This is a genomic window from Mangrovibacterium marinum (assembly GCF_003046625.1).
GTDB lineage: Bacteria > Bacteroidota > Bacteroidia > Bacteroidales > Prolixibacteraceae > Mangrovibacterium > Mangrovibacterium marinum.
The window spans coordinates 35,897-58,457 of the sequence record NZ_QAAD01000022.1 but is presented as its reverse complement, the minus strand read 5'-3'; the positions used below and the strand labels follow the sequence as shown (position 1 = coordinate 58,457).

Here is a 22,561-nt window from a genome sequence, read left to right as displayed (position 1 = left end):
GTGGTCTGCTCAATAAAATAACTTAAACAGCCCGTCAATTCCATTTGAAAATTGACGGGCTGTTTTTTGGGCTGCGTCATCGCCGAGACGCTTACGTTGAAAAAGCCTTACGAATTGCGTATTAGACTACATCAGCGACCAACCCTGCCGATCGATTTTCCCTAAAGGCAATACGCCTAAAGCTTATACCCAAATACCTTTTTTAGGCGGATTTCCGTACGATTCGAATGAATCACCATTCTCGCGCAAAACCTGCCCCAGCTCTTCGACGGTGAAATCAAAACCATCTTCTTTGGCTAGTTCCACAAATTTTTCTTCTGAAAAGGTGTTGTCATACTTCACCCGAAACTGACGATCATCGGCACCTTTATCCAGCAAATCTAAAACGGCTTTCTTTGACATCTTTTTAAAGTTTAAAAGTTAGTGATAGTCCAAATATAGCCACAAATCAATCTGACATTTCGATCACAAATCAAAACTTAACCTAACGCGGTGAATATTTAACACTGATATTTGTGTTCTTTTATCAGCCATACACCAGAATAATTCTCTTTCAGTCTGTATCGAACCTATTAGGAGCAAAAACGCAAACTTTTCTAAGATTTCCGAGATTGAAACAGGCGTTTGGGTACCTACAAGCCTCATCTCTATGCTGTCAGCCAATACTTCTTTTCACGCCGGAGATGTTTCCGTAAGGTCCGGCGATATTTCGGTTCAGGCAGAAGGTATTTCGTACTCTTCCGGGGATATTTCTGTTCAATCCGAAGGCATTTCGCTTCAATCCGAAGGTATTTCGCTTCGATCCGTTGGTATTTCGGTGCTGTCCGGGGAATCACCAACAGGGATGAAAGTTTACTATTTTTCGACAATGCTGTTGTCGTTGTTTTCAAAAAGTTGTCGGGTTGTTGTCCAAAGCAGCATCACCGAGCAAGGAGGTGGTTTGATTAATGGGGAAGAGTTGGAACCGAGTGGCCTATTTTTATCAAGACCTCCATCAAACGAAAAGCTTAGAGAAACCGGGAAGCTCCGTCGAGAGACGGAGATCACCCGGCTGAACTTAGCTTTTCGGCAGATGGAGGTTGCAGGTAAAAATCAGCCATGAAAAGCACGTTTAAGTGAATGCAAAACAAGCTTGCTTGATTTTTGCTGAGCGTAGTGCTTTCTGCAATTTTTTGTTTCGTTTTTGTGTCACTACAAAAATGAAAACCCGTCCGGTAGGACAAAGTTCCTTTTTTGATCAAAAGTCGAAATGGAAAAGGATAGGTTCTGAAAGGACTTTCTGATAGCCTGTTGGCAAAAGTTGTCGGGTTGTCGTTCCTCATCTAATCAAAAACTGTTTGTTTTGGCATTGCGACTTAGCGCCTCTGCGTGGTAAGACCTTCTGACGAAAAAAGCCACCATCCTTTCGGACAGTGGCTTTTGCTGTATAATAAACGGTCTTTTTTTTATTCTGCAGAAGCTTCTTCTTTAGCAGCTGAGAAATCCATAGCAGCCAAACGTTTGTAACCAGCCAAACGCCATTTTGCATTTTCCTCGGCAGCCGCGAACAATTCAGCAGCTTGTTCCGGGAATGATTTCATCAATGAAGTGTAACGAACCTCACCTTTCAGGAAGTCCTGGAACTTGCTCCAATCCGGTTCCTTAGAATCCAAAACGAATGGGTTTTTACCTTCAGCTTCCAACATGGGGTTGTAGCGGTACATTGACCAGTAACCAGCTTCAACAGCTTTTTTCTCTTCATCCTGCGATTTACCCATGCTTGCACGCAAGCCGTGGTTGATACAAGGAGAATAAGCAATGATCAATGAAGGTCCTGGATAAGCTTCAGCTTCACGCAACGCTTTCAGGTATTGAGCCTGGTTAGCGCCCATGGCAACCTGAGCTACATAAACGTAACCGTAAGACATAGCCATCATACCCAAATCTTTCTTACGGATTTTCTTACCCGAAGCGGCGAATTTAGCAACAGCTCCAACCGGAGTTGATTTAGATGCCTGACCACCAGTGTTTGAGTAAACTTCGGTATCCATTACCAATACGTTCACATCTTCACCTGAAGCCAATACATGGTCAACACCACCGTAACCGATGTCGTAAGCCCAACCGTCGCCACCGAATACCCAAACTGATTTTTTAGCCAGGTATTTTTTCAGGCTCAAAATTGTTTTGGCGTATTCTGCATCGTTACCTTCCAATACGGCAACAACAGCTTTGGATACTTCAGTTGTTTTGTCGCCATCTTGTTTCGCTTCGATCCAGGCGTTGAAAGCAGCAGCAACTTCTTCGCTAACACCGGCAGCAATAGCATCTTTCATCACAACTTCGATGCGGTCGCGTTGAGCGCTCACACCTTCAGCCATACCGAAACCATATTCTGCGTTGTCTTCGAACAGTGAGTTAGCCCAAGCCGGACCGTGACCACTTTGGTTGTGTTTACAGTAAGGAGTTGCAGGAGCCGAACCACCATAGATTGAAGAACAACCTGTAGCGTTGGCAATCATCATGCGCTCACCGTACAATTGAGTGATCAATTTCACATAAGGAGTTTCACCACAACCGGCACAAGCACCAGAGAACTCGAACAATGGTTGAGCGAACTGAGAGTTTTTAACTGATTTGTTTTTGTCAACAACAGTTTCTTTGTAAGTCACATTTTTCGACATGTATTCCCAGCGAGAAACTTCAGCTTCCTGAGTACCCAGAGGTTTCATCTCCAAAGCTTTTGTTTTTGCAGGACAAACATCGGCACAGTTACCACAACCAGTACAGTCTTGAACTGACACCTGGATACGGAAGCTTAATCCGTCGAACTGTTTTGTTGGAGTTGCAACACGGGTTTCAGTACCGGCAGGAGCAGCTTCAACTTCGTCTTTTGTCATCAGGAACGGACGAATAGCAGCGTGAGGACAAACGTAAGCACATTGGTTACATTGGATACAGTTGTCGGCTTGCCATTCAGGTACATTAACCGCAACACCACGTTTTTCGAAGGCTGAAGTTCCTTGTTCGAAAGTACCATCTTCGTATCCGACGAAAGTTGAGACAGGCAAGCTGTTACCTTCTTGAGCATTGATTACATCAACAAATTTGCTGATATACTCAGGGCGGTCAGTTGCAGCAACTTCTTCTTCCAGTTTGATGTCTTTCCATTCAGCCGGAACAGCTACTTCAACAACGTTAACACCACCTGCGTCAACAGCAGCGTAGTTCATGTTAACGATTTTCTCACCTTTTTTACCATACGATTTTACAATCGCTTTCTTCATTTCTTCAACGGCTTGTTCGTAAGGAATTACGCCGGTAATTTTGAAGAATGCAGACTGCATGATGGTGTTTGTACGCGTTCCCAAACCAAGTTCTTCACCCAGTTTAGTACCGTTGATGATATAGAATTTAATTTCGTTTTCAGCCAAATAACGTTTCATGTTATTCGGTAAACGTTTCTTCGTTTCTTCTTCGTCCCAGATTGAGTTCAACAGGAATGAACCGCCTTTTTTCAAACCTTTCAATACGTCGTAAAGGTGAATGTAAGCCGGAACGTGGCAAGCTACGAAGTCGGGAGTAGTTACCAAATAAGTTGAACGGATTGGGCTGTCGCCGAAACGCAAGTGAGAACAAGTGAAACCACCTGATTTTTTCGAGTCGTACTCGAAGTACCCCTGACAAGATTTGTCGGTAGATCCACCGATGATTTTGATTGAGTTTTTGTTCGCACCTACCGTACCGTCAGAACCTAAACCATAGAATTTAGCTTCGTAGATATTTTCAGGAGAAATTTTAATTTCAGCTTTCAACGGAAGTGATTTGAAAGTCACGTCGTCAACGATACCCAGGGTGAAACCGTTTTTAGGTTCAGCCATTTCCAGGTTTTCGTATACAGCCAGGATTTGAGACGGAGTCGTGTCTTTTGAACCTAAACCGTAACGACCACCAACGATTACCGGAGCATTTTCTTTTCCGTAGAACAAGTCTTTTACATCCAGGTACAATGGTTCGCCATTAGCTCCAGGCTCTTTACTGCGATCCAAAACAGCGATACGTTTCACTGATTTAGGCAGTGCGTCCATGAAATATTTAGCGCTGAACGGACGATACAGGTGTACTGACATCAAACCAACTTTTTTACCTTGGCTAGCCAGGTAATCGATGGTTTCTTTGATTGTTTCAGTTACCGACCCCATAGCGATGATGATGTTTTCAGCATCTTTAGCACCATAGTAAGTGAATGGGTGATATTCGCGACCGGTCAGTTTGCTGATCTCAGCCATGTAACCTTCAACGATATCAGGAACCGCATCGTAGAATGGGTTTGAAGCTTCGCGAGCCTGGAAGAAAATATCCGGGTTTTGAGCGGTACCGCGAGTTACCGGAGATTCAGGGTTCAACGCACGATCGCGGAAAGCCTGGATCAAATCCATGTCAACCAAAGGACGAATGTCTTCAGCATCCAAATACTCGATTTTTTGAATCTCGTGAGAAGTACGGAATCCGTCGAAGAACGACAAGAAAGGTACGCGAGATTTCAAAGTTGCTAAGTGAGAAACACCAGCCAAGTCCATTTCTTCTTGTACCGAACCGGCAGCCAACATAGCGAAACCAGTTTGACGGGCAGCGTACACGTCAGAGTGGTCACCGAAGATCGACAACGCGTGAGATGCCAATGCACGGGCACTTACGTGGAAAACTGTAGGCAACAATTCACCTGCAATTTTATACATGTTCGGGATCATCAGCAACAATCCCTGAGAAGCAGTGTAGGTTGACGTTAAGGCACCTGACTGCAATGCACCGTGAACAGCACCGGCAGCACCAGCCTCTGATTGCATCTCAGCCAAACGTACCGGACGTCCAAACAAGTTTTTCATTCCTTTTGCAGCCCATTCGTCCACATACTCGGCCATTGTTGACGACGGAGTAATTGGATAAATACAGGCTACTTCACTGAACATGTAACTCATATACGCTGCTGCGTAGTTACCGTCACATGTAACATACTTCTTTTGTTTTGCCATTTTTATTCAAGTTAATTTTTACAACTTATTTATTTTAATTCTCAAATATTCTCAATACAAAAAGCCAAAGAGCCACAGCGGAATGATGTTATCGCTGCCCTCCTCGATCATATCGGCAGCGGCATAACTTGCTGCATCAACTGCCGTGGTGTATTTACCACCAATCACAAACTCGTGTGTGCCGTCAATCTTAAAATCGGCTTTTTCCGAGCTTTTTACCTCATGGTGAATATTCAACTGATTATAAAAGAAGGTCGTCCGCAGATTCCGATTCGTGATGTTATCCGAATCAACGGCATATAAAATATTGGTATTATGCGCATAGATCAGATCCGGCTTCTTCAACTGATCTTCGTCGCCGTTTGAATACAGCAAGTTGATTAAGCGGGCATTTTTCAGATAACGCAAATAATTCATAATCGTTGCGCGCGATGTTTCCACATCCACGCTCAGCTTGCTCACATTGGGCGAAAAAGGCACCTGACTACAGATAATTTGCAATAGTTTGCGCAACTTGGGCAAATATTTCAATTCAATCTGATTCAAATACGTCACATCAATCTCCAGAGCCAAGTTCACGTGTTTGAGCAGCGACTCGCGGTAGAACGACTTGCTGTTCAGGAAATACGGGTAATAGCCGGTTTCGAGATATTCATTAAAATAAGCCAGGGGCTTTACCACGCGAGTAATTTCGGCCGCAATTTCACGATGGTTCTTCAGGATATCGTCCAGTTTATAGGCTGAAAAATTAAAATTGCCTTTATAATTCAAATATTCGCGATACGACAAGCCCACCAGGTGATAAACACGCACGATGCCTTTTAGCTCATCATGCCCCTCGATGACCCGCAATACCGGCGAAGATGAAAAGATAATCTGAAGATCAGGTAGGTTGTAATAACAATCCCGCAACTCGACATGCCAATCCGGATATTTGTGTATTTGATCCAGGATCAGAACTTTTCCGCCCTTTTTATAAAATTCGTCTGCGAAATTGTAGATTTTCCGCTTGGTAAAATAGAAATTATTCAGATTGACGTACAGGCAGGATTTATCGTTATTAAAACGCTCTTTTACAATGTCTAAAAGAAATGTTGTTTTACCAACACCACGAAAACCTTTGATACAGATTAAACGATCAGACCAATCGATCTCATCCATCAGTCCTCTTCGCAAATACTCCTGAGGTGTATCCGTTAATGATTGGTGTATCTGAAGCAGGTTTTCCATCTATTGCTGCATTTAGTGCAAACAAAAGTAGACAGAAAAATAAATTTTCTGCAATCCGGAGATGTCAAAATACAGGTCTGCTTGCTATTTATAATTAGTAAAAATAAGGTTTAGCTGCAAAGAAAGGAAAGCAACGGAAGACACGAATACTGGTATTCAATCGATTGCACAAATTATTATCTGCCTATTTTTCAGGCAAAACCGGTTTTGCGTGCGTCCCGATTAAAATAACGGCCGGCATTGGTGGTTCATTTTTACGCAGAAAACCGTCAAGTTCTTCCAGGCTAGTTGAATAATTTTGCTGATCGGCATGTCCTACCCTGCTCGATATTTGCAGCGGTGTGTGCCGGTCTACTCCTCGCTCGAGCAAGGCAGTTACCAGCAGCTGTAAATTTTTCAATCCCATATAAACAATTACGGGGCCGTTTGATTTCAACACAGATGCCACGGTGTCGATATCGCTGAACCCGCCGTTACGCTTGTGGCCGGTATAAAACAGCGCCATACTGTTTTCACCGCGCAAGGTCACCGGAATATGAAATGCCGAAGCAGCGGCCAAGCCCGCTGTTATGCCGGGCACCACTTCCACGGTCAGTTGTTCGCGAAAGCAGAACTCGAGCTCCTCGGCTCCCCGGCCAAAAATAAACGGGTCGCCGGCTTTAAGACGCACCACCCGCAAGCCCTGCAGAGCATATTCTTTTAGCTGTTCGTGAATTTTGTCCTGCCGCTCCGTTTGGTGCTGCCCATCCTGATAGTGCTTACCCGCATATATTTTTACGGCCTGCGTAGATGCCAGCTGTAGCACCTCGTCTCCGTGCAGCGCATCATATAAAATAACATCAGCCTCCTGAATGCGGCGCAAAGCTTTTACAGTCAGCAAATCCGGGTCGCCCGGCCCGGCACCGACAATAGATATCAAATGATTTTTAAACATGGTATTCGTATATATAGAGCCGATTACGCGTGCTCTGACTGAAAATGAAAGCTAAATTGTTGTGCGATTCAAATAATCGAGCGGACTCGGAAATTTGAATTCGTAATCGAGATAACGAACTAACTTTTGACTGTTTACAATTTTGAAAGCTTCGTTTCCATCCTCAAAATCCGGCGCAGGGATTCCCGACAACAGCGATGCCCTTAGGTAAAATTCCCTGCGGGTAGGATGCTCCGGACAACAAGCATTAAAAGTTTCGCCCCATATATTTTGGCGAATAATCTCCCGAATAATCGCAATACAATCGTCCTGATGGATCAGGTTCACCGGTTTGCGACCATCAACAGCAGTTTTACGTCGCGCCAAAAAGCGCGCAGGATTCCGATCGGCCCCGATTAAGCCTCCAAAGCGGATAATGGTCGTTTTGAATTGACTGTTCTGCCGAAATAAATTCTCCGCTTCCACCAATGCTCTGCCTGATGCTTTCTGGGGCGATAAGGTATCTGTCTCCACAGCTTGCTGTCCTTCATCGGGATAAACTGATGTTGAAGAAATAAAAATCACCTTTTTCAGATCTGTTTTCTCCAGCTCATTAATTAAATACCCGATTTGCCTCGGAAAGATCGATTCGATATCCGGAATACGCCTGGGAGGAATCGAGATGATCAAAACATCCGCGTTGAAGAAGGAGGCATCGTTCACCCAAAGGTTCTCCGGGCTCGCAATAAGCTGATAGGGCCATATTGCCGCCTGCTGCAGCAGCTCCATCTTTTCTGCGGTTGTTACCGAGCCTTTCACCTGATACCCGTCACTGATTAACCTTTTGGCTAAAGGCAGGCCCAACCAGCCGACTCCCAATATGGAAACTGTTTCCATCATTTCTTTTTGAATTTATAACAATACTTTGGTCAACTGGTTGCGCCTGCCCGCCTGAAGCGGTGCTGATTTTACCCGGAAAATCCTCACCTGGTCACCGATCAATCGGTTACCATTCCCTTAAACTCGGGCTCGCTCAACTTTTGCTGTAGCCGACTGATGGAATACTGAACAAACGACAGCTCTTCCTGCTCACGCGACACATTCACCTCGTTCGGAAATACCTTCCAGGCCATCATCGCTGTTTGATCGCCAACCGCCATAATCTGCCCGTTTGGCGATGGAAAGTTTCCGGAAGCCTTATAGGTTTCAATCGATTTGGGATTGAAAAACAAATAAGCATCAAAGCTTTGATTCAACCATTTTTCGATGGGCGTATTTTTATATACCTCCATCTCGAGCGGATGAATACCGGCACTGAACAGCTGCTGATACAGATCATTTAGGGGCTTGTCACCTCGAAGATAAACGACCTGTCGGCCCTTATGTTGCTTAGCCAGAAGCTCACTCAGCGAGAAAATATTTGGTTCCGGTGAGCGAAAAACGTTTCCCCAGCCCTCCTTCAGGATATTCTCCTGTTTCAAACTTAAACAATAAACTTCATGATTCACAAGCATGCCAAAATGCTCGCGAAAACGCACCAACCAATGTGCGGCAGCACTGCTGGTAACCACAATGCTTAGTGGCTTGTCCTTGATGGTTTTCAGAATTTCCAACTTCGGCTTACGAAACTGAATCCGAAACAAGGGCTGCTCAATAAAGCGGATGGGCTGATTTTTCAACCACTGGCGTGTTTTTTCTGACAAACTTCTTCCGATAAATACTGAAGGTAATTCCATAACATCAATGTTTAAATTCTTTTCCATGGGTAATTTCTTTCACATATCCTTTCCGAACGACAAAATCACCAAAGCCTTCGCCTGCGTTGCGTTCCTTGGCATAGCCGGCAATGAGCTGCCGCAGCTCCTTTAAAATTTCTTCCTCGGAAAGCGTTTCCTTGTAGAGCGCATTTAAGCGGGTTCCGTTTCTATTTCCTCCCAGATAGAGATTATAACGCCCCGGTGCCTTGCCGATAAAGCCGATTTCGGCCAGGTACGGGCGTCCGCAACCATTCGGGCAACCAGTCATCCGGATCACAATTTCCTCTTTCAGCAAACCGTATTCGTCCAGTATTGCCTCAATTTTAGTCATCAAGTCGGGCAGGTAACGTTCGGCCTCAGCAAAAGCCAAACTACAGGTGTTCAGGGCTACGCAGGCAATTGAATTCTGGCGCAAGCCAGAGAGTTGAATTGGCCAAACGCCGTATTTGCGCAAAATAGTCGACACCTTCTCTTTTTCATCCGTATTGGCGATAATGAGGTTCTGATTTCCGGTTAAAATAAACTGTGCATCAACCGTTTCAGCAACCTCTCTCAAGGCTGTTTTCAGTTTCAGCGAATCGGTATCTTTCACCCGGCCGCCTTCAACAAACAGGTTTAAACTCCATTTGCCATTGCGGCCTTTCACCCAGCCGTAGCGGTCGCCATTTCGCGAGAAATGATAGTCCCGGGCAGGCTCCAGATCATAGCCTAAATACTTGTTCAGCTCGGCCTTAAACCAGTCGAGGCCAAGTCGGTCGATGGTATATTTCAGACGGGCTTGTTTCCGGTTTTGACGATTACCGTTATCTTTCTGTACCAAAACAATTTTTTCAGCGACATCAACCGCTTTGTCCGGCCTTACAAAGCCAATCACATCGCCCAGGCGCGGGTAAGTTTCGGGCACACCGAAGGTTGACCCAAATCCACCGCCAACAACAATATTATAACCGACCAATTTACCTTTTTCCTGAATTGCGATATAGCCCAAATCCTGCGAGAAAACATCCACATCGTTATAGGGAGGAACGGCCACACCAATTTTAAACTTGCGGGGCAAATAGCGGTCTCCGTATATAGGCTCGTAGTCTTTCTTGCCGTCAACCAACAGTTTTTCGTCCAGCCAAATCTCGTGATAAGCCGTCGTCTGTGGCGTTAAGTGGGCTGAAATATCACCGGCCAGCTGATAAGCTTGCGCATGCACTTCCGACTCCTCGGGGTTGGCAAACGACATGACATTGCGATTTACATCGCCACAAGCGGCAATGGTGTCCATCAGTGCGGCATTAATGCCCTGGATGGTCGCCTTTAGCTTTCGTTTGATGACACCATGCAGCTGAAAGGCCTGCCGTGTCGTTAACTTCAGCGTGCCATTGGCATGTGTGTCGGCCAGTCGATCCATCTGCAGCCATTGCTCGCGGCTGGCAATACCACCCGGTAAACGCACCCGGATCAGGAACGACCATGCCGGCTCTAATTTCTGCTGCTTGCGTTCTTTCTCCAGGTCGCGGTCGTGCTGCTGGTAAATCCCATGGAACTTCGAAATTTGGGTATCTCCGTCAGCAATGGCGCCGGTTACCGGATCGGCCAGGCTTTGCTCCAAAGTGCCTCTTAGATAATTGCTATCGTATTTCAGTTTTTCAACCTCTGACAGTTTACTCCAATCAATCTGTTTACTCATGATTCTGATTTATTAAGACGATAAGTATTTATACTTACAATATAAGCTTTAACACTCACCAAGTCAAGTTTATTGACAATTATTAAATATTTATTTCCGACTAAAAGCTCCTTTTCTGCTATTTATTGCTGTTCGGGCGAGTTGTTAATAAACATCGGCCTGAAAACGCTTCTCTTTTTTGAGCTTTTTGAAATAATCGCGGGCTTGCTCTTCGGTTAGCCCACCCTGTGTTTGAATGATCTCCAGCAAGGTTTTTTGCACATCTTTGGCCATCTGCTTCATGTCGCCGCAGAGGTAAAAACTGGCTCCATTCTGCAGCCACTCGAAAATCTCCTTTTGCTGTTCGGCCAGTCGGTGCTGCACATAGATCTTTTGTTCCTGATCGCGCGAAAATGCCAGATCGATTTTGTTGAGTACACCCTTTTTCAGGAATTTTTGCCATTCAATTTGATAGAGGAAATCGGAATGGAAAGTCCGTTCTCCAAAAAACAGCCAGCTTTTGCCGCTGCGTTTCTGCTGTTCGCTATGCTGTACAAATGCACGAAATGGCGCAATTCCGGTTCCGGCCCCAACCATGATGATCGGAGTCTCCTCATTTTCGGGCAACCGGAAGCTTGGATTCCTTTCAATATAAACCGGTACTTCGCCATCAATTTCAATGCGGTCGGCCAAATAGGTTGAAGCGGCCCCTTCGCGGTCTCGCCCTTTGTTTTGATAGCGCACCGTGGCAACCGTAATGTGTACTTCGTCGCCAACAGCTTCCTGGCTTGACGAAATACTATACAAACGGGGCGGCAGAGGTCGCAGCAAATCGATTAGTTCCTGTGCAGTCAACTCTGCCGGAAACTCAACCAACAAGTCCAGGATATCGTGTCCCCACAGATATTGATCCAGCAGGGCGTCGTTTTCGACAATTTCAGCAACTTTCGCATTCGCTGTTTTTTCGGCATATTTCTGAATAACATCTCGGGTAATCAGGGTAATTTCAACCTGGTGACGCAGGGCAACTCTAAGCGGAAACTCCGTCTTTTTAATGGCTACATTCTGCTCCGGATTCAACTTTAAAGTTTCAATAATCTGATCGACCAGTGCCGGGGGATTATCCGCCAACACGCCCAGTGAGTCACCGGGTTGATAGGCAATACCCGATCCGGCCAGGTCCAACTCAACATGGTAAACTTCCTTATCGGAATCGCGGCCGGTAATTTTCACTTTATCAATTACCGCTGCGCGGAAGGGATTTTTCTGATTGTAGATCACCGCTTGGTTCTCCGAAGTTGCTGCCGGGGCCAGTGCCGCAGTTCCGGGCTGGCTTGTTGCGAGTTTTTCCAGAACAGCCTCAATCCAGGTATTCGCGTCGTCCTCGTAATCAACATCACAAGTAACAATTGGGAACAGCTCAGTGGCGCCTGCTTTTTTCAACGCGTGATCAATGTCGAGACCGGTTTTGCAGAAAAGCTTGTAACTGCGGTCGCCTAAAGCAAGCACCGAGAATTTCAGGTTGGGCAGTTTTGGCGCACGCTTGCCGGTAACAAATCGGTGAAAATCCTCGGCCATCTCCGGTGGTTCGCCTTCACCATGGGTACTTACCACAATCAGTACATTTTCTTCTTTTTCAAGTTGCTTGGGATTATAGTCGTCCATAGCCGCCACGGTTGCCGAAATAGATTTCTGCTCGAGGACGCCCGCTAATTTTTGGGCAATACCTTCGCTACGACCGGTATGCGAACCGTACAAAATTGTCAGTTTCAATGCGGCGGCTGACGCAGGAGGGGCAGCAACAGCTGCTTGCGAGGCACTGACCACCGAAGCCAAAGGCTGCCCGTAGGCCGTTGTTAAGCCCTGAAAATAGCCATTCAACCAGATTATTTGCTCCGGAACGGCTCCTTGCAATAGTTGCTCAAGCGCTTCGGCTTGCTTTGGGGTTAAAGGATTTAATTTAATACTCATCTGTTATGCTGTTTATGTAATTATCTGATTAGTAAGAAATGCTAAATATGATACTCGATATTAGAAGGGTCAATCCGTCCGAATCGGATTCGGTTCCAGGTTCGTTCGTGCAAGTAGTACAGAAACATTTTGGTGAATAATTCGACTCCACCGATGGTTACAGCAAAATCCAGCTGCCCGGTAACCAACCAGGCGATCACCATGGTATCAATCGTCCCGACTGTTCTCCAGGATATCGACTTCACTACGCTGCGATAAGGTTTTTCTCTCATGATGTGTTATATCTTTTTTGTTCTTAATTTCAAGTTGGGATAAGGGCATAAAAAAAGCCCCTCTGCATTTGCAGAAGGGCTTCAGTTTTTATTTTTCGCGTTATGCTATACCAATATCAACTCCTTTCCTTCTGCAAAAAAGAACCACAACACATACACATCATCATGTTTGTGCTACAAGTAGTCATATTTACAGAAGTGGTGAAATTCATCGTTTTAAATTTATATTTCGGTATTCCGAATCTTTTCTTTTATGGTTTCAAATTGGGACTCTTTGTAAATTCAGATAAAGAGCTCCGTTTGTGATCTATTTTGCAAATATAGAACTTAATTCAACATTTCGACAAACTTCGATGTGAAAATTATAAAAAAAATCACTTTTCATTCTATTTCCCGGCAAGCGGGATGATTTTTCAAAAATGCGAAATCGTAAGTTTTTCTTTCATGTCAATTTCATTTTATTATTTTTGTTCCAAAATTCAAACAATAATGAAAGAGGCAAAATCCTGCACAACGATAGAAGAAGTTCGTTCGGCAATTGACAAGATTGACCGCGAGATTATGGAGCTGTTGGCAAAACGTCAGGAATACGTGCACGAGATTATTCGTTTCAAGAATGATGTTGAAGCTATTGTGGCGCAAGATCGGCAGAGCCAGCTTTACGAACAACGGCAACGATGGGCCGACGAATTGGACTTATCGCCAGCCATGGTCGACGAAGTGTTCCGGACGATGGTTCGTCACAACATCCAAAAAGAAATAGAACTTCATAAACAGGCAAAAATTAGTTAATTAGATTCGATGTATAAAGCAGATATAAAAGTTGTGGATTGCACTGTGCGCGACGGCGGCTTGATGAATAAGTGGCAATTCGACGACAAATTTGTAAAAGGCGTGTATAATGCCTGCGTTGAAGCAGGTGTCGATTATATGGAAATTGGCTACATCAGTAGCGAAAAAGCATTTAACAGAAACGAAGTTGGCCCGTGGAAATTCTGCGCTGACAGCGATCTTCGCCGAATTATGGGCAACAACGACACCAACTTGAAAATTTCGGCGATGGCTGATATCGGGCGTATCGATTTTGACGATATTCCACCAGCCAGCGACAGCCTGATTGACATGATGCGGGTAGCCTGCTACGCCCACCAAACCGACAAGGCTATTGAGCTGGCGCACCACTGCATGGACAAAGGCTACGAAACGACCATCAACCTGATGGCGGTATCAAAAGTAAATGAGCGCGATTTGGATGAGGCTTTATCGGATATTGCTCAGTCGCGCGTGCCTGTTTTCTATCTGGTTGATAGCTTTGGGAGTATGTACTGCGAAACAACCGAACATCTGTTGAAAAAATACAAAGCAGCACTGCCCGACAAAGAAATTGGTATTCATGCGCACAACAATATGCAATTGGCGATGAGCAACACCATCACAGCCTTAATGGGCGGCGTAACCTATTTGGATGCCACGCTGTTAGGTATGGGGCGTGGTGCCGGAAACTGCCCGATTGAAATTTTAACCGCTTTTCTGAAAAACCCGAAATACCGGTTACTTCCCTTGCTCAAGGCCATCCAGGAGGAAGTGTTGCCCTGGCAGCAAAAAATTGACTGGGGCTATCATGTTCCCTACCTGGTAACCGGAGCGCTAAACGAACATCCCAGAAGTGCCATGGCCTGGATGGACTCGGAACGCAAAGATGATTTCGTAGGCTTCATGAAAGAAATGCACGACTACGAATAAGATCGTTAACTACAGAACCTTTTCTCACATCTCACAATAACCAGAACCTGAAATGGAAACCCTTCATTAAATTGAAGGGTTTTTTTATGGACTTTCGCAAAAGCTCAAAAATGTGATCTTTTCAGCCTTGAATTGCGATTGAGCTTGAATCAGTAGCCACGACTCACCTTGTAGCAAACTGACCGATGGGAGTTGCCTAACTATTTTTCGGTAAAAATCGATGCAAGCAAAGGTGTTAGGTCGCAATGCCATTAACTGGTTTTGATTAGAGGTGGAACGACAACCCGACAACTTTTGCCAATAGGTTATCAGAAAGTCTTTTCAGAACCTATCCTTTTCCATTTCGACTTTTGATCAAAAAAAAGAACTTTATCCTACCGGACGGGTTTTCATTTTTGTAGTCCTGCCCGGCCGGTCTGACGGGGACACAAAAACGAAACAAAAAATTGCAGAAAGCACTACGCTCAGCAAAAATCAAGCAAGCTTGTTTTGCATTCACTTAAACGTGCTTTTCATGGCTGTTTTGGACGACAACCCGACAACCCGATAACTTGTGACAACCACGACAACGGGAAAACAAGACAACCCGACAACTTGTGAGAACAATGACAACAGCGTCGTCGAAAATAGTAGACTTTCATCCCAGTTGGTGATTCCCCGAAATCATGAAGTTTTTTTTTTGACCGAAAGCGAACTCCCCGAATCAGGCTAAACAATATCCCGCCAAAAATGTCTACATTAGGCAATTCAGATTTGCATCGGGAAAATACAAGTTCAACCCCAAAAATACGGACTAGAAAAATACAGTAAATGAAAAAAAGCACCATTGCCGTAATTGCCTTACTGGCATTTAGCACGACACAAGCACATGCTCAGTTCTTCGAAAAACTAAAAACCGTAGTCGACCAGGCCACGGCGAAAGATAGCATACAAACAACGACCAATGCCGAAGCCGCTGGTGACAGCGCACAGACGCAACAGGAAAGCAGCAATAAAACCGTGAACTACACCGAAGACGAAGCTAATTCGGGCATAAAAGAAGCACTAATTAAGGGAGTTCGCCAAGGAGTGGCCCTGGTGGCGAAGCAGGATGGCTACTTCGGTGATCAATTGATAAAAATCCCCTTTCCGGAGGATGTTCAAAGCATAGAAAGCAAACTGAGAGCCGTGGGTTTAGGCGATCTTGTCGACAAAGCCGTTCTTTCGATGAACAGGGCTGCTGAAGACGCAGCGTCAACAGCGACGGATATATTTATAGCTGCCATCAGCAACATGACCATCAGCGACGCCACCACATTGGTATTGGGAAGCGACACGGCAGCTACGCACTATTTAAAAGTAAATACCACCGGGGAGCTTACCCGGGAGTTTAGCCCCATCATCAACAACTCGCTGCAAACGGTTAACGCCACCAAATACTGGGACGATGTGATGACTGCTTACAACAAATTACCATTTGTCAAAAAAATGAATCCCGACTTGGGTGCCTATGTAACCGAAAAAGCCATTGACGGCTTATTCGTTAAAATTGCAGAACAGGAAAAAGCAATCCGTGCAAACCCGCTGGAACAAGGCTCTTCCCTGCTCAAAAAAATATTCAACTAAAAACAACGCTGAAGTTTACCAGTCGGGAATGCGGATCTGATGTCCGCATTTTTGCTGCGCGAAAAAAACACACGTTTCGCACAGCCCGGACGCCATTAGTTTTTCACCCATTCGAGCCGATTATCGGGGCGATACACAAGTTTTTGATTATCTATCATCCAGCGAATTGCATCAATCAATTCTTCTTCGGGCATCTGTACATGAGTTCGTAATTCTTCGAACGAAGTCGGTTCTTGCGTCAGTTCTTCCAATTGTAGGCTGAGCTTATCGAGAATTGCCTGGCTTAACCCCTCGCTTTTGCGCTCCATGCAAATATCGCATTTGCCGCAGCTTGCCGAGCTTTCTTCTCCGAAATAGGCCAACAAAATCTGACTCCGGCACCGTAACTTGCCAAACGAATAATTCAACATCGCATCAATTCGATGCTGATAATCAGCTTTCCGGTCGGCATAATTTTCTTTGGAAATTCTCAGTCGCTCCGGTTCAACCCGATCACGGGTAAAAATCACAAAAGGTGTTTTCTTTCGCGGGATATAATGAATGATTTTATTGGATCCCAGCAAGCTCAAAAAGCGCTTGATGACATCGACTGTTACATTCGCCCGTTTAGCCAGCAAATCCTCATCGATACTCACGTAGTTTGTAAATAAAGCCGAGTACGAGCGCAGCAGCAACTTGATGAAGCCATCGTATTGCGCATTGGCAACCTGAAATCGATACAGCTCGTCGCGACCAACCCGAAAATGCACCTTACTCGGATTGTCCAACTCCTCAGTCAATTCCAGATAGCCCTCTCGCTGAAGGATTTTTAAACAACTCAGCACTGTCTGAATTTGCATATTGTAACGACTGCAAAAATCACCGATTTTGAAATCCATAATTTGATCATGTCCGTAACCGATAGCCAGCTGGAAGTAATTTCCCAGTGCCTGGTAAACACGTCGAATAATCTCGACCGGGGGAAATGCTTTTTCAACTTGCTTTTTAAGTGCCCGCTCGTCCGATTTAGCGGCAATGAGCACAGCAAAAGCCCGTTTTTCGTCGCGCCCCGCGCGTCCGGCTTCCTGAAAATAAGCTTCCGGCGAATCCGGCGGCCCCAGATGAATCACAAAACGCACATCCGACTTATCAATTCCCATCCCAAAGGCATTGGTTGCGACAATCACCCGGGTTTTGCCACTTTTCCAGTTTTCCTGCTTTTGAGCCCTGCTCAGAGCCGTCAACCCCGCATGATAATAATCAGCCGAGACCTCATTTTGTAGCAGATAGTCAGCCAGCTCCCGGGTCTGCTTACGGCTGCGAACATAGACGATTCCGGTTCCTTTTGCACGCTGTACCGATTGCAGTAGATAATGCAGTTTATCCTCCCGATGGCGAACCAGGTAAGTCAGATTATCGCGAAAGAAACTCTTTTGCAATACATTATTCTGCTTAAACTCCAGCTGCTGCTGAATATCCTGCACCACCTTGGGCGTGGCGGTGGCAGTAAGGGCCAACACCGGAATTCCGGGCAACAGTTTGCGCAGTTCCTTGATGCGCAAATAGGAAGGTCGAAAATCGTAGCCCCACTGCGATATACAATGCGCCTCGTCCACCGCAATCAGGTTGATTTCCATCTGCGGCAGACGTTCCCGAAAGCGCTCGGTCGCAATTCGCTCAGGCGACAAATACAAAAATTTATAATCTCCCCAGGCTGCCGAATCGAAAGTCATTTTCACCTCTTGTGCACTCATCCCCGAATGAATCGCCAAAGCACGAATCCCCTTCTTCTGCAAGTTTTCAACCTGATCCTTCATCAGCGAGATCAATGGCGTAATCACCAAACAAATGCCCGGTTTTGCCAAACTGGCCACCTGGAACGTAATCGATTTACCACCTCCCGTGGGCATCAAACCAAGGGTATCCTTCCCCGATGCAACCGACTCGATAATCTCTTCCTGCAGCGCACGAAAGTTCGCATATCCCCAATATTTCTGAAGTATTTCTCGGTATACCGTCACGTTAGCTTCTGTTTTTATTGCGATGTTGGGCAGACTTTCCGTAGCGAAAGTTATGTATTTCAGCCTGCCTTTGCAAATTGCAAAGTAAAGCTAATATCTGTATATTTTTTGTAGATTTGAATACTGTTCATCTTAAAAACTTAACCATGCCATTCTATTCCGACAAAGTCATTTCTGAAGGCTTAACATTCGATGATGTATTGTTAGTCCCGGCCTATTCCGAAGTTCTGCCGAGAGATGTCCTTCTAACATCCTGGTTTTCGCGATCCATTAAGCTGAACACTCCCGTTGTATCGGCAGCCATGGATACGGTAACCGAAGCCCCTATGGCCATCGCCATGGCCCGCGAAGGTGGAATTGGTGTTATCCATAAAAATATGAGCATCGAGGAGCAAGCCCGGCAGGTGATTTCGGTGAAAAGAGCCGAAAACGGAATGATCTTCGACCCCATCACCATCGAAAAGGAAAAAAAAGTGATTGACGCAATGAACCTGATGCGGAACTTCCGAATTGGCGGCATACCGGTTGTCAAAACCGACGGCACGCTTGTCGGCATTGTCACAAACCGGGATCTTCGCTTCGAAAACGATCTGAATAAACCCATTTCGGAAGTGATGACTTCCGAAAATCTGGTATACACCACCGAGTCGACCGATTTGATGCGCGCCGCCGAAATTCTGCAAAAACATAAAATTGAGAAGCTGCCGGTAGTTGATAAAAACAACAAACTCATCGGCTTGGTAACCTATAAGGACATCACCAAAGCCAAGGACAAACCACTAGCCTGCAAGGATGAAAAAGGCCGGCTGCGGGTTGCTGCCGCCGTGGGCCCCGGAACAAACACCATGGACCGGATAGACGAGCTGGTAAAAGCGCAGGTTGATGCCATTGTTATCGACACGGCACATGGCCATTCGAAAGGTGTTTTAGACCTTTTGCGCAAAGCAAAAAGCAAATACCCCGATAAAGATTTTGTAGCCGGCAATATAGCCACGGCCGAGGCAGCTACCGATCTTGTTTTGGCGGGAGCTGATGCGGTGAAAGTGGGAATTGGCCCCGGATCGATCTGCACCACCCGGGTTATTTCGGGCGTTGGCATTCCGCAACTGTCGGCCATATACAGCGTTGCCAAAGCGCTAAAAAGCAGCAAAGTTCCCATTATTGCCGACGGCGGACTGCGCTATTCGGGCGATATTGTTAAAGCGCTGGCTGCCGGAGCCAGCTCGGTGATGGCCGGATCGCTGTTTGCCGGCGTCGACGAATCACCCGGCGAAACGATCATCTTTCAGGGGCGTAAATTTAAAACCTACCGCGGCATGGGCTCTGTAGAAGCCATGCAGGCCGGCTCCAAAGACCGCTATTTTCAGGATGGTGAGGACGATGTTCGAAAGCTGGTTCCCGAAGGAATCACCGCACGGGTTCCCTATAAAGGGTCGCTTTTCGAAGTGCTTTATCAACTGATTGGCGGACTTCGCTCGGGCATGGGCTATTGCGGAGCCAAGAACCTGGAAGCGTTGAAAAATGCCCGATTTACCCGGATCACAAACAATGGCGTTCAGGAAAGTCATCCGCACGATGTGGCCATCACCCGCGAATCGCCCAACTACAGTTCCCGCTTATAGAATCTAAAATCAACCAGAATCTTTTGAAAGCTTTCCTACAAATCATCGCAAGCTGCCAACTGTTCGTCGCCTTAGCACTTACAGCCTCGGCACAACAGGAACCGCTGTTAACCATCGGCGGAATTCCTGTTTTCAAAGAAGAATTTGTAAGCCTTTATAAAAAAAGTAATCAAGGCTTCGTTGACGATTCGTTAAAGACCAGTCCCCGGGAGTACCTCGATTTATTCATCAACTATAAGTTGAAAGTAATTGAAGCAGAAAAACGAGGCATGGACACGCTGGCTTCGTTCCGAAATGAATTTAACCAATACCGGGAGCAGCTGGCCAGGCAGTTTATGAACTTCTCGGAAGTTACCGAAGACGATATGCAGGAAGCTTACCGCCGGATGTGCACCGAGCTTAATGCCGCACACATTCTACTTGGGATGCCACCGCATGCCAGTCGCGAACAAGATTCTGCAAGCTACCGGAGGTGTATGCAACTGAGGCAGGAAATCGTAAACGGCGCAAATTTCGAAGATTTGGCCAACCAATACAGCGACGACCCGTCCGCTTCGAGCAATCACGGCCATCTGGGCTATTTCTCGGGTGGACAGATGGTTCCGGAATTCGAAGATGCAGCTTTCAAACTCAACCCCGGCGAACTTTCAATGCCGGTGCGCACAAAGTTTGGCTATCATCTGATTTACTTAATCGATAAGCGACCAAATCCGGGGCAGATACAGGTTGCCCACATCATGAAACGCGCCACATCGCCACACGAAATAACCAAAGCGACCAATTTGCTGGATAGTCTGAAACAACGCGCAGAAGCCGGTGATGATTTTGCAACACTGGCGCAGCGGTACTCGGACGATGAAAAATCGGCTTCCCGGGGAGGCCTCCTGCCCTATTTTTCCTCGTCGCAAATTGATCCGGCATTTGCAGCAGCCAGCTATGCACTAATGAAGGATGGCGATGTTTCCGAACCAATACAAACCCGCTACGGGGTGCATCTGATCAAGCGCATCCACCTCAAGCCAGTACCTCCGTATCCGGAAGTAAAAGACTTGATTGCCGAAAAATTGCGAAGAAATACAGCTTTTAGCCAACAAAAACGCGAGCTGTTTATCGCCCGGTTGAAGAAGGAGCATTCCATTACCGAGAATACGAACATCAGGCAGAAGCTGTTTGAAAAAACAGTAAGCGGCAACGATGAATGGCTGTTTAAAATCGACAGCATTAGTTTCCCGGCAACCGACTTCACTACAGCCTGGAACAAGCATCGTTCAGCGCGTCAACACACAGCCAACGTCAACGACTTTTACAATAATTACCTCGAAGAAAAGCTTATTGAGACAGAGCAACAGCAGCTCGAAGTCCTAAATCCGGACTTTCGTAGTTTGCTTCAGGAATACCACGATGGAATTCTGCTTTTCAACCTCATGGAAGATGAAATCTGGCGCAAAGCCCGGCTCGACTCGGTTGGGCTGGAGGATTTTTACGAGCAAAATCCTGAACTATTCAGATGGGGTAATCGCTTTAAAGGCTGGGCAATCAAATGCGACAACCAAGAGGTTAAGGACTTTATTGATCTGATTTTTGAGCAAGCCCCTGAAATTTCGAAAGAAGAATTAACCGATCTGCTTAATTTGAATTTTAAGGACCAGGCATCCATTCAAAAAGGTATCTTTGCAGGCGGACAAAACGAATTGATCGACTATCTGGTTTGGAACAAAAGCAGGCCGGAAACTTACCACGATGGACTTGATTTTGTTCGGGGAGACTTAACTCCACCAACTCCCAAAACACTTGATGAAGCCCGGGGGCAATATGTAGATGCCTACCAAAACGAACAGGAACAGAAATGGATCGCAGAGCTACGAAGAGAATACAAGGTGAAAGTGAACAAGAAACTATTAAAAACAATAGAAAGCTTAAAATGAAAAACTATTTGGTGGCCCTTTTGCTGGCAGGCCTGACAATGCCTGGTTGTACCCCCAAAACCCCCGACAAGACACCGGTTGCCAAGGTCGGCGAAACCTACCTCTACCTCGAAGATTTGTCTGAGGTTGTACCCCAATCCTTAAAGGGTGCCGACAGCACACTTTGGGTGGATGACTTTATCCGAAAGTGGATCCAAAATGAACTTTTGATATTAAATGCCGAACAAAACCTTAGCGATAAACAAAAAGATGTTCAGGCGGAATTGGATGAATACCGGAACTCGCTATTAACCTTCCGTTACAAAAAAGAGTTGATGGAACAGAAAATGGACACAGTGATCACCACGTCAGAGATATCGGCTTATTATAGCAAAAACCTGGGGCGATATAAACTGAATGATGATATTGTAAAAGCAGTTTATTTTAAAATTCCACTGGAAGTGGCCAACCCTGAATTGCTGAAAACACTCATCACCACCGATGATTCCGACAATTTGAACCAGCTCAACGAATATGGAATTCAGTACGCCAAAGTCTTCGATCGCTTTGACGATCACTGGGTCGATTGGTCGACACTAAAAGACCAAATACCCGAAGAAATTAACATCGATCAACAAATTTTAAGAAGAAACAAGTTTATTGAAAGCAGCGATACAGATTATTATTACTTTATTTGTATCCGCGATTTTCGGCAAAAGAACGAAAACGCTCCCGTTGAATACGTCGAAAACGAAATTCGGAATATTCTTCTGAACGAAAGAAAAATTCAATTTCTGAAGAATATTGACGAAGATGTCTATAAGGAAGGACTGGCATCGAATAAATTTAAAATTTATAATATCAAAAAATAGTAT

General features: G+C 45.6%; 17 protein-coding genes. 7 read left to right on the top strand and 10 right to left on the bottom strand.

Annotated features, from left to right (window positions below; translation table 11 throughout):
• Positions 1–183: 183 nt before the first annotated feature.
• Positions 184–402, bottom strand: coding sequence for a Nif11-like leader peptide family natural product precursor (locus C8N47_RS16015; RefSeq protein WP_107823583.1), 219 nt, complete (start codon positions 400–402; stop codon positions 184–186).
• Positions 403–649: 247 nt separating this feature from the next.
• On the opposite strand from C8N47_RS16015, the gene C8N47_RS16010 reads away from it, so the two are divergent.
• A complete protein-coding gene (locus C8N47_RS16010) occupies positions 650–1,102 on the top strand; it encodes a hypothetical protein (RefSeq protein ID WP_107823582.1) in 453 nt (150 codons plus the stop codon).
• A 343-nt stretch (positions 1,103–1,445) separates the two neighbouring features.
• Here the strand turns inward: C8N47_RS16010 and nifJ are convergent, their stop codons facing one another.
• From nifJ to C8N47_RS15970, 8 genes are all read right to left on the bottom strand, one after another.
• Entirely contained in the window at positions 1,446–5,012 is a 3,567-nt protein-coding gene (nifJ, locus tag C8N47_RS16005; RefSeq protein WP_107823581.1) for a pyruvate:ferredoxin (flavodoxin) oxidoreductase, read from the bottom strand.
• A gap of 51 nt (positions 5,013–5,063) precedes the next feature.
• Positions 5,064–6,242 (bottom strand): AAA family ATPase, encoded by a 1,179-nt coding sequence (locus tag C8N47_RS16000; protein ID WP_107823580.1) that lies wholly within the window; start codon positions 6,240–6,242, stop codon positions 5,064–5,066.
• Between the two features lie 184 nt (positions 6,243–6,426).
• The gene (cobA, locus tag C8N47_RS15995) at positions 6,427–7,176 is read right to left on the bottom strand and encodes a uroporphyrinogen-III C-methyltransferase (protein ID WP_107823579.1); all 750 of its coding nucleotides are present in this window, start codon (positions 7,174–7,176) and stop codon (positions 6,427–6,429) included.
• Between the two features lie 51 nt (positions 7,177–7,227).
• Positions 7,228–8,055 (bottom strand): SDR family oxidoreductase, encoded by an 828-nt coding sequence (locus tag C8N47_RS15990; protein WP_107823578.1) that lies wholly within the window; start codon positions 8,053–8,055, stop codon positions 7,228–7,230.
• A 98-nt stretch (positions 8,056–8,153) separates the two neighbouring features.
• Positions 8,154–8,918, bottom strand: a complete 765-nt coding sequence (locus C8N47_RS15985; RefSeq protein ID WP_107823577.1) for a uroporphyrinogen-III synthase — start codon at positions 8,916–8,918, stop codon at positions 8,154–8,156.
• Positions 8,896–10,590 carry an NADPH-dependent assimilatory sulfite reductase hemoprotein subunit gene (locus C8N47_RS15980; RefSeq protein WP_107823576.1) on the bottom strand — a complete coding sequence of 565 codons (1,695 nt, stop codon included), beginning with the start codon at positions 10,588–10,590 and terminating at the stop codon, positions 8,896–8,898. The genes C8N47_RS15985 and C8N47_RS15980 overlap by 23 nt, the downstream gene beginning before the upstream one ends.
• 144 nt (positions 10,591–10,734) lie before the next feature.
• Positions 10,735–12,540 carry an assimilatory sulfite reductase (NADPH) flavoprotein subunit gene (locus tag C8N47_RS15975; RefSeq protein WP_107823575.1) on the bottom strand — a complete coding sequence of 602 codons (1,806 nt, stop codon included), beginning with the start codon at positions 12,538–12,540 and terminating at the stop codon, positions 10,735–10,737.
• A gap of 41 nt (positions 12,541–12,581) precedes the next feature.
• Positions 12,582–12,812, bottom strand: a complete 231-nt coding sequence (locus C8N47_RS15970; RefSeq protein ID WP_107823574.1) for a DUF2061 domain-containing protein — start codon at positions 12,810–12,812, stop codon at positions 12,582–12,584.
• A gap of 489 nt (positions 12,813–13,301) precedes the next feature.
• On the opposite strand from C8N47_RS15970, the gene C8N47_RS15960 reads away from it, so the two are divergent.
• The 3 genes from C8N47_RS15960 (at position 13,302) to C8N47_RS15950 (ending at position 16,160) form a co-directional block, all read left to right on the top strand.
• Positions 13,302–13,604, top strand: a complete 303-nt coding sequence (locus C8N47_RS15960; RefSeq protein ID WP_170111425.1) for a chorismate mutase — start codon at positions 13,302–13,304, stop codon at positions 13,602–13,604.
• A gap of 9 nt (positions 13,605–13,613) precedes the next feature.
• Positions 13,614–14,555: an aldolase catalytic domain-containing protein gene (locus tag C8N47_RS15955; RefSeq protein ID WP_107823571.1), complete on the top strand. Its 942-nt coding sequence runs from the start codon at positions 13,614–13,616 to the stop codon at positions 14,553–14,555.
• Positions 14,556–15,365: 810 nt separating this feature from the next.
• Entirely contained in the window at positions 15,366–16,160 is a 795-nt protein-coding gene (locus tag C8N47_RS15950) for a DUF4197 domain-containing protein (protein WP_107823570.1), read from the top strand.
• Positions 16,161–16,255: 95 nt separating this feature from the next.
• Here the strand turns inward: C8N47_RS15950 and C8N47_RS15945 are convergent, their stop codons facing one another.
• Complete coding sequence (locus C8N47_RS15945; RefSeq protein WP_107823569.1) at positions 16,256–18,160, bottom strand: RecQ family ATP-dependent DNA helicase; 1,905 nt, start codon at positions 18,158–18,160, stop codon at positions 16,256–16,258.
• Between the two features lie 146 nt (positions 18,161–18,306).
• Between C8N47_RS15945 and guaB the strand changes: the two genes are divergently transcribed.
• The 3 genes from guaB to C8N47_RS15930 are packed head-to-tail and all read left to right on the top strand — an operon-like array spanning position 18,307 to position 22,558.
• Positions 18,307–19,782: an IMP dehydrogenase gene (gene guaB, locus C8N47_RS15940; RefSeq protein WP_107823568.1), complete on the top strand. Its 1,476-nt coding sequence runs from the start codon at positions 18,307–18,309 to the stop codon at positions 19,780–19,782.
• A gap of 23 nt (positions 19,783–19,805) precedes the next feature.
• Positions 19,806–21,707, top strand: a complete 1,902-nt coding sequence (locus C8N47_RS15935) for a peptidylprolyl isomerase (RefSeq protein ID WP_107823567.1) — start codon at positions 19,806–19,808, stop codon at positions 21,705–21,707.
• Positions 21,704–22,558, top strand: a complete 855-nt coding sequence (locus tag C8N47_RS15930) for a hypothetical protein (protein ID WP_107823566.1) — start codon at positions 21,704–21,706, stop codon at positions 22,556–22,558. The genes C8N47_RS15935 and C8N47_RS15930 overlap by 4 nt, the downstream gene beginning before the upstream one ends.
• Positions 22,559–22,561 lie beyond the last annotated feature (3 nt).

What these genes read in the sequence shown, in the direction of transcription:
- C8N47_RS15930 (WP_107823566.1), top strand. Translation starts at nt 21,704, where the DNA reads ATGAAAAACTATTTGGTGGCCCTTTTGCTGGCAGGCCTGACAATGCCT.
- C8N47_RS15975 (WP_107823575.1), bottom strand. Translation starts at nt 12,540, where the DNA reads ATGAGTATTAAATTAAATCCTTTAACCCCAAAGCAAGCCGAAGCGCTT.
- C8N47_RS15980 (WP_107823576.1), bottom strand. Translation starts at nt 10,590, where the DNA reads ATGAGTAAACAGATTGATTGGAGTAAACTGTCAGAGGTTGAAAAACTG.
- C8N47_RS15955 (WP_107823571.1), top strand. Translation starts at nt 13,614, where the DNA reads ATGTATAAAGCAGATATAAAAGTTGTGGATTGCACTGTGCGCGACGGC.
- C8N47_RS16010 (WP_107823582.1), top strand. Translation starts at nt 650, where the DNA reads ATGCTGTCAGCCAATACTTCTTTTCACGCCGGAGATGTTTCCGTAAGG.
- nifJ (WP_107823581.1), bottom strand. Translation starts at nt 5,012, where the DNA reads ATGGCAAAACAAAAGAAGTATGTTACATGTGACGGTAACTACGCAGCA.
- C8N47_RS15950 (WP_107823570.1), top strand. Translation starts at nt 15,366, where the DNA reads ATGAAAAAAAGCACCATTGCCGTAATTGCCTTACTGGCATTTAGCACG.
- C8N47_RS16015 (WP_107823583.1), bottom strand. Translation starts at nt 402, where the DNA reads ATGTCAAAGAAAGCCGTTTTAGATTTGCTGGATAAAGGTGCCGATGAT.
- C8N47_RS15985 (WP_107823577.1), bottom strand. Translation starts at nt 8,918, where the DNA reads ATGGAAAAGAATTTAAACATTGATGTTATGGAATTACCTTCAGTATTT.
- C8N47_RS16000 (WP_107823580.1), bottom strand. Translation starts at nt 6,242, where the DNA reads ATGGAAAACCTGCTTCAGATACACCAATCATTAACGGATACACCTCAG.
- C8N47_RS15990 (WP_107823578.1), bottom strand. Translation starts at nt 8,055, where the DNA reads ATGATGGAAACAGTTTCCATATTGGGAGTCGGCTGGTTGGGCCTGCCT.
- guaB (WP_107823568.1), top strand. Translation starts at nt 18,307, where the DNA reads ATGCCATTCTATTCCGACAAAGTCATTTCTGAAGGCTTAACATTCGAT.
- C8N47_RS15960 (WP_170111425.1), top strand. Translation starts at nt 13,302, where the DNA reads ATGAAAGAGGCAAAATCCTGCACAACGATAGAAGAAGTTCGTTCGGCA.
- C8N47_RS15970 (WP_107823574.1), bottom strand. Translation starts at nt 12,812, where the DNA reads ATGAGAGAAAAACCTTATCGCAGCGTAGTGAAGTCGATATCCTGGAGA.
- cobA (WP_107823579.1), bottom strand. Translation starts at nt 7,176, where the DNA reads ATGTTTAAAAATCATTTGATATCTATTGTCGGTGCCGGGCCGGGCGAC.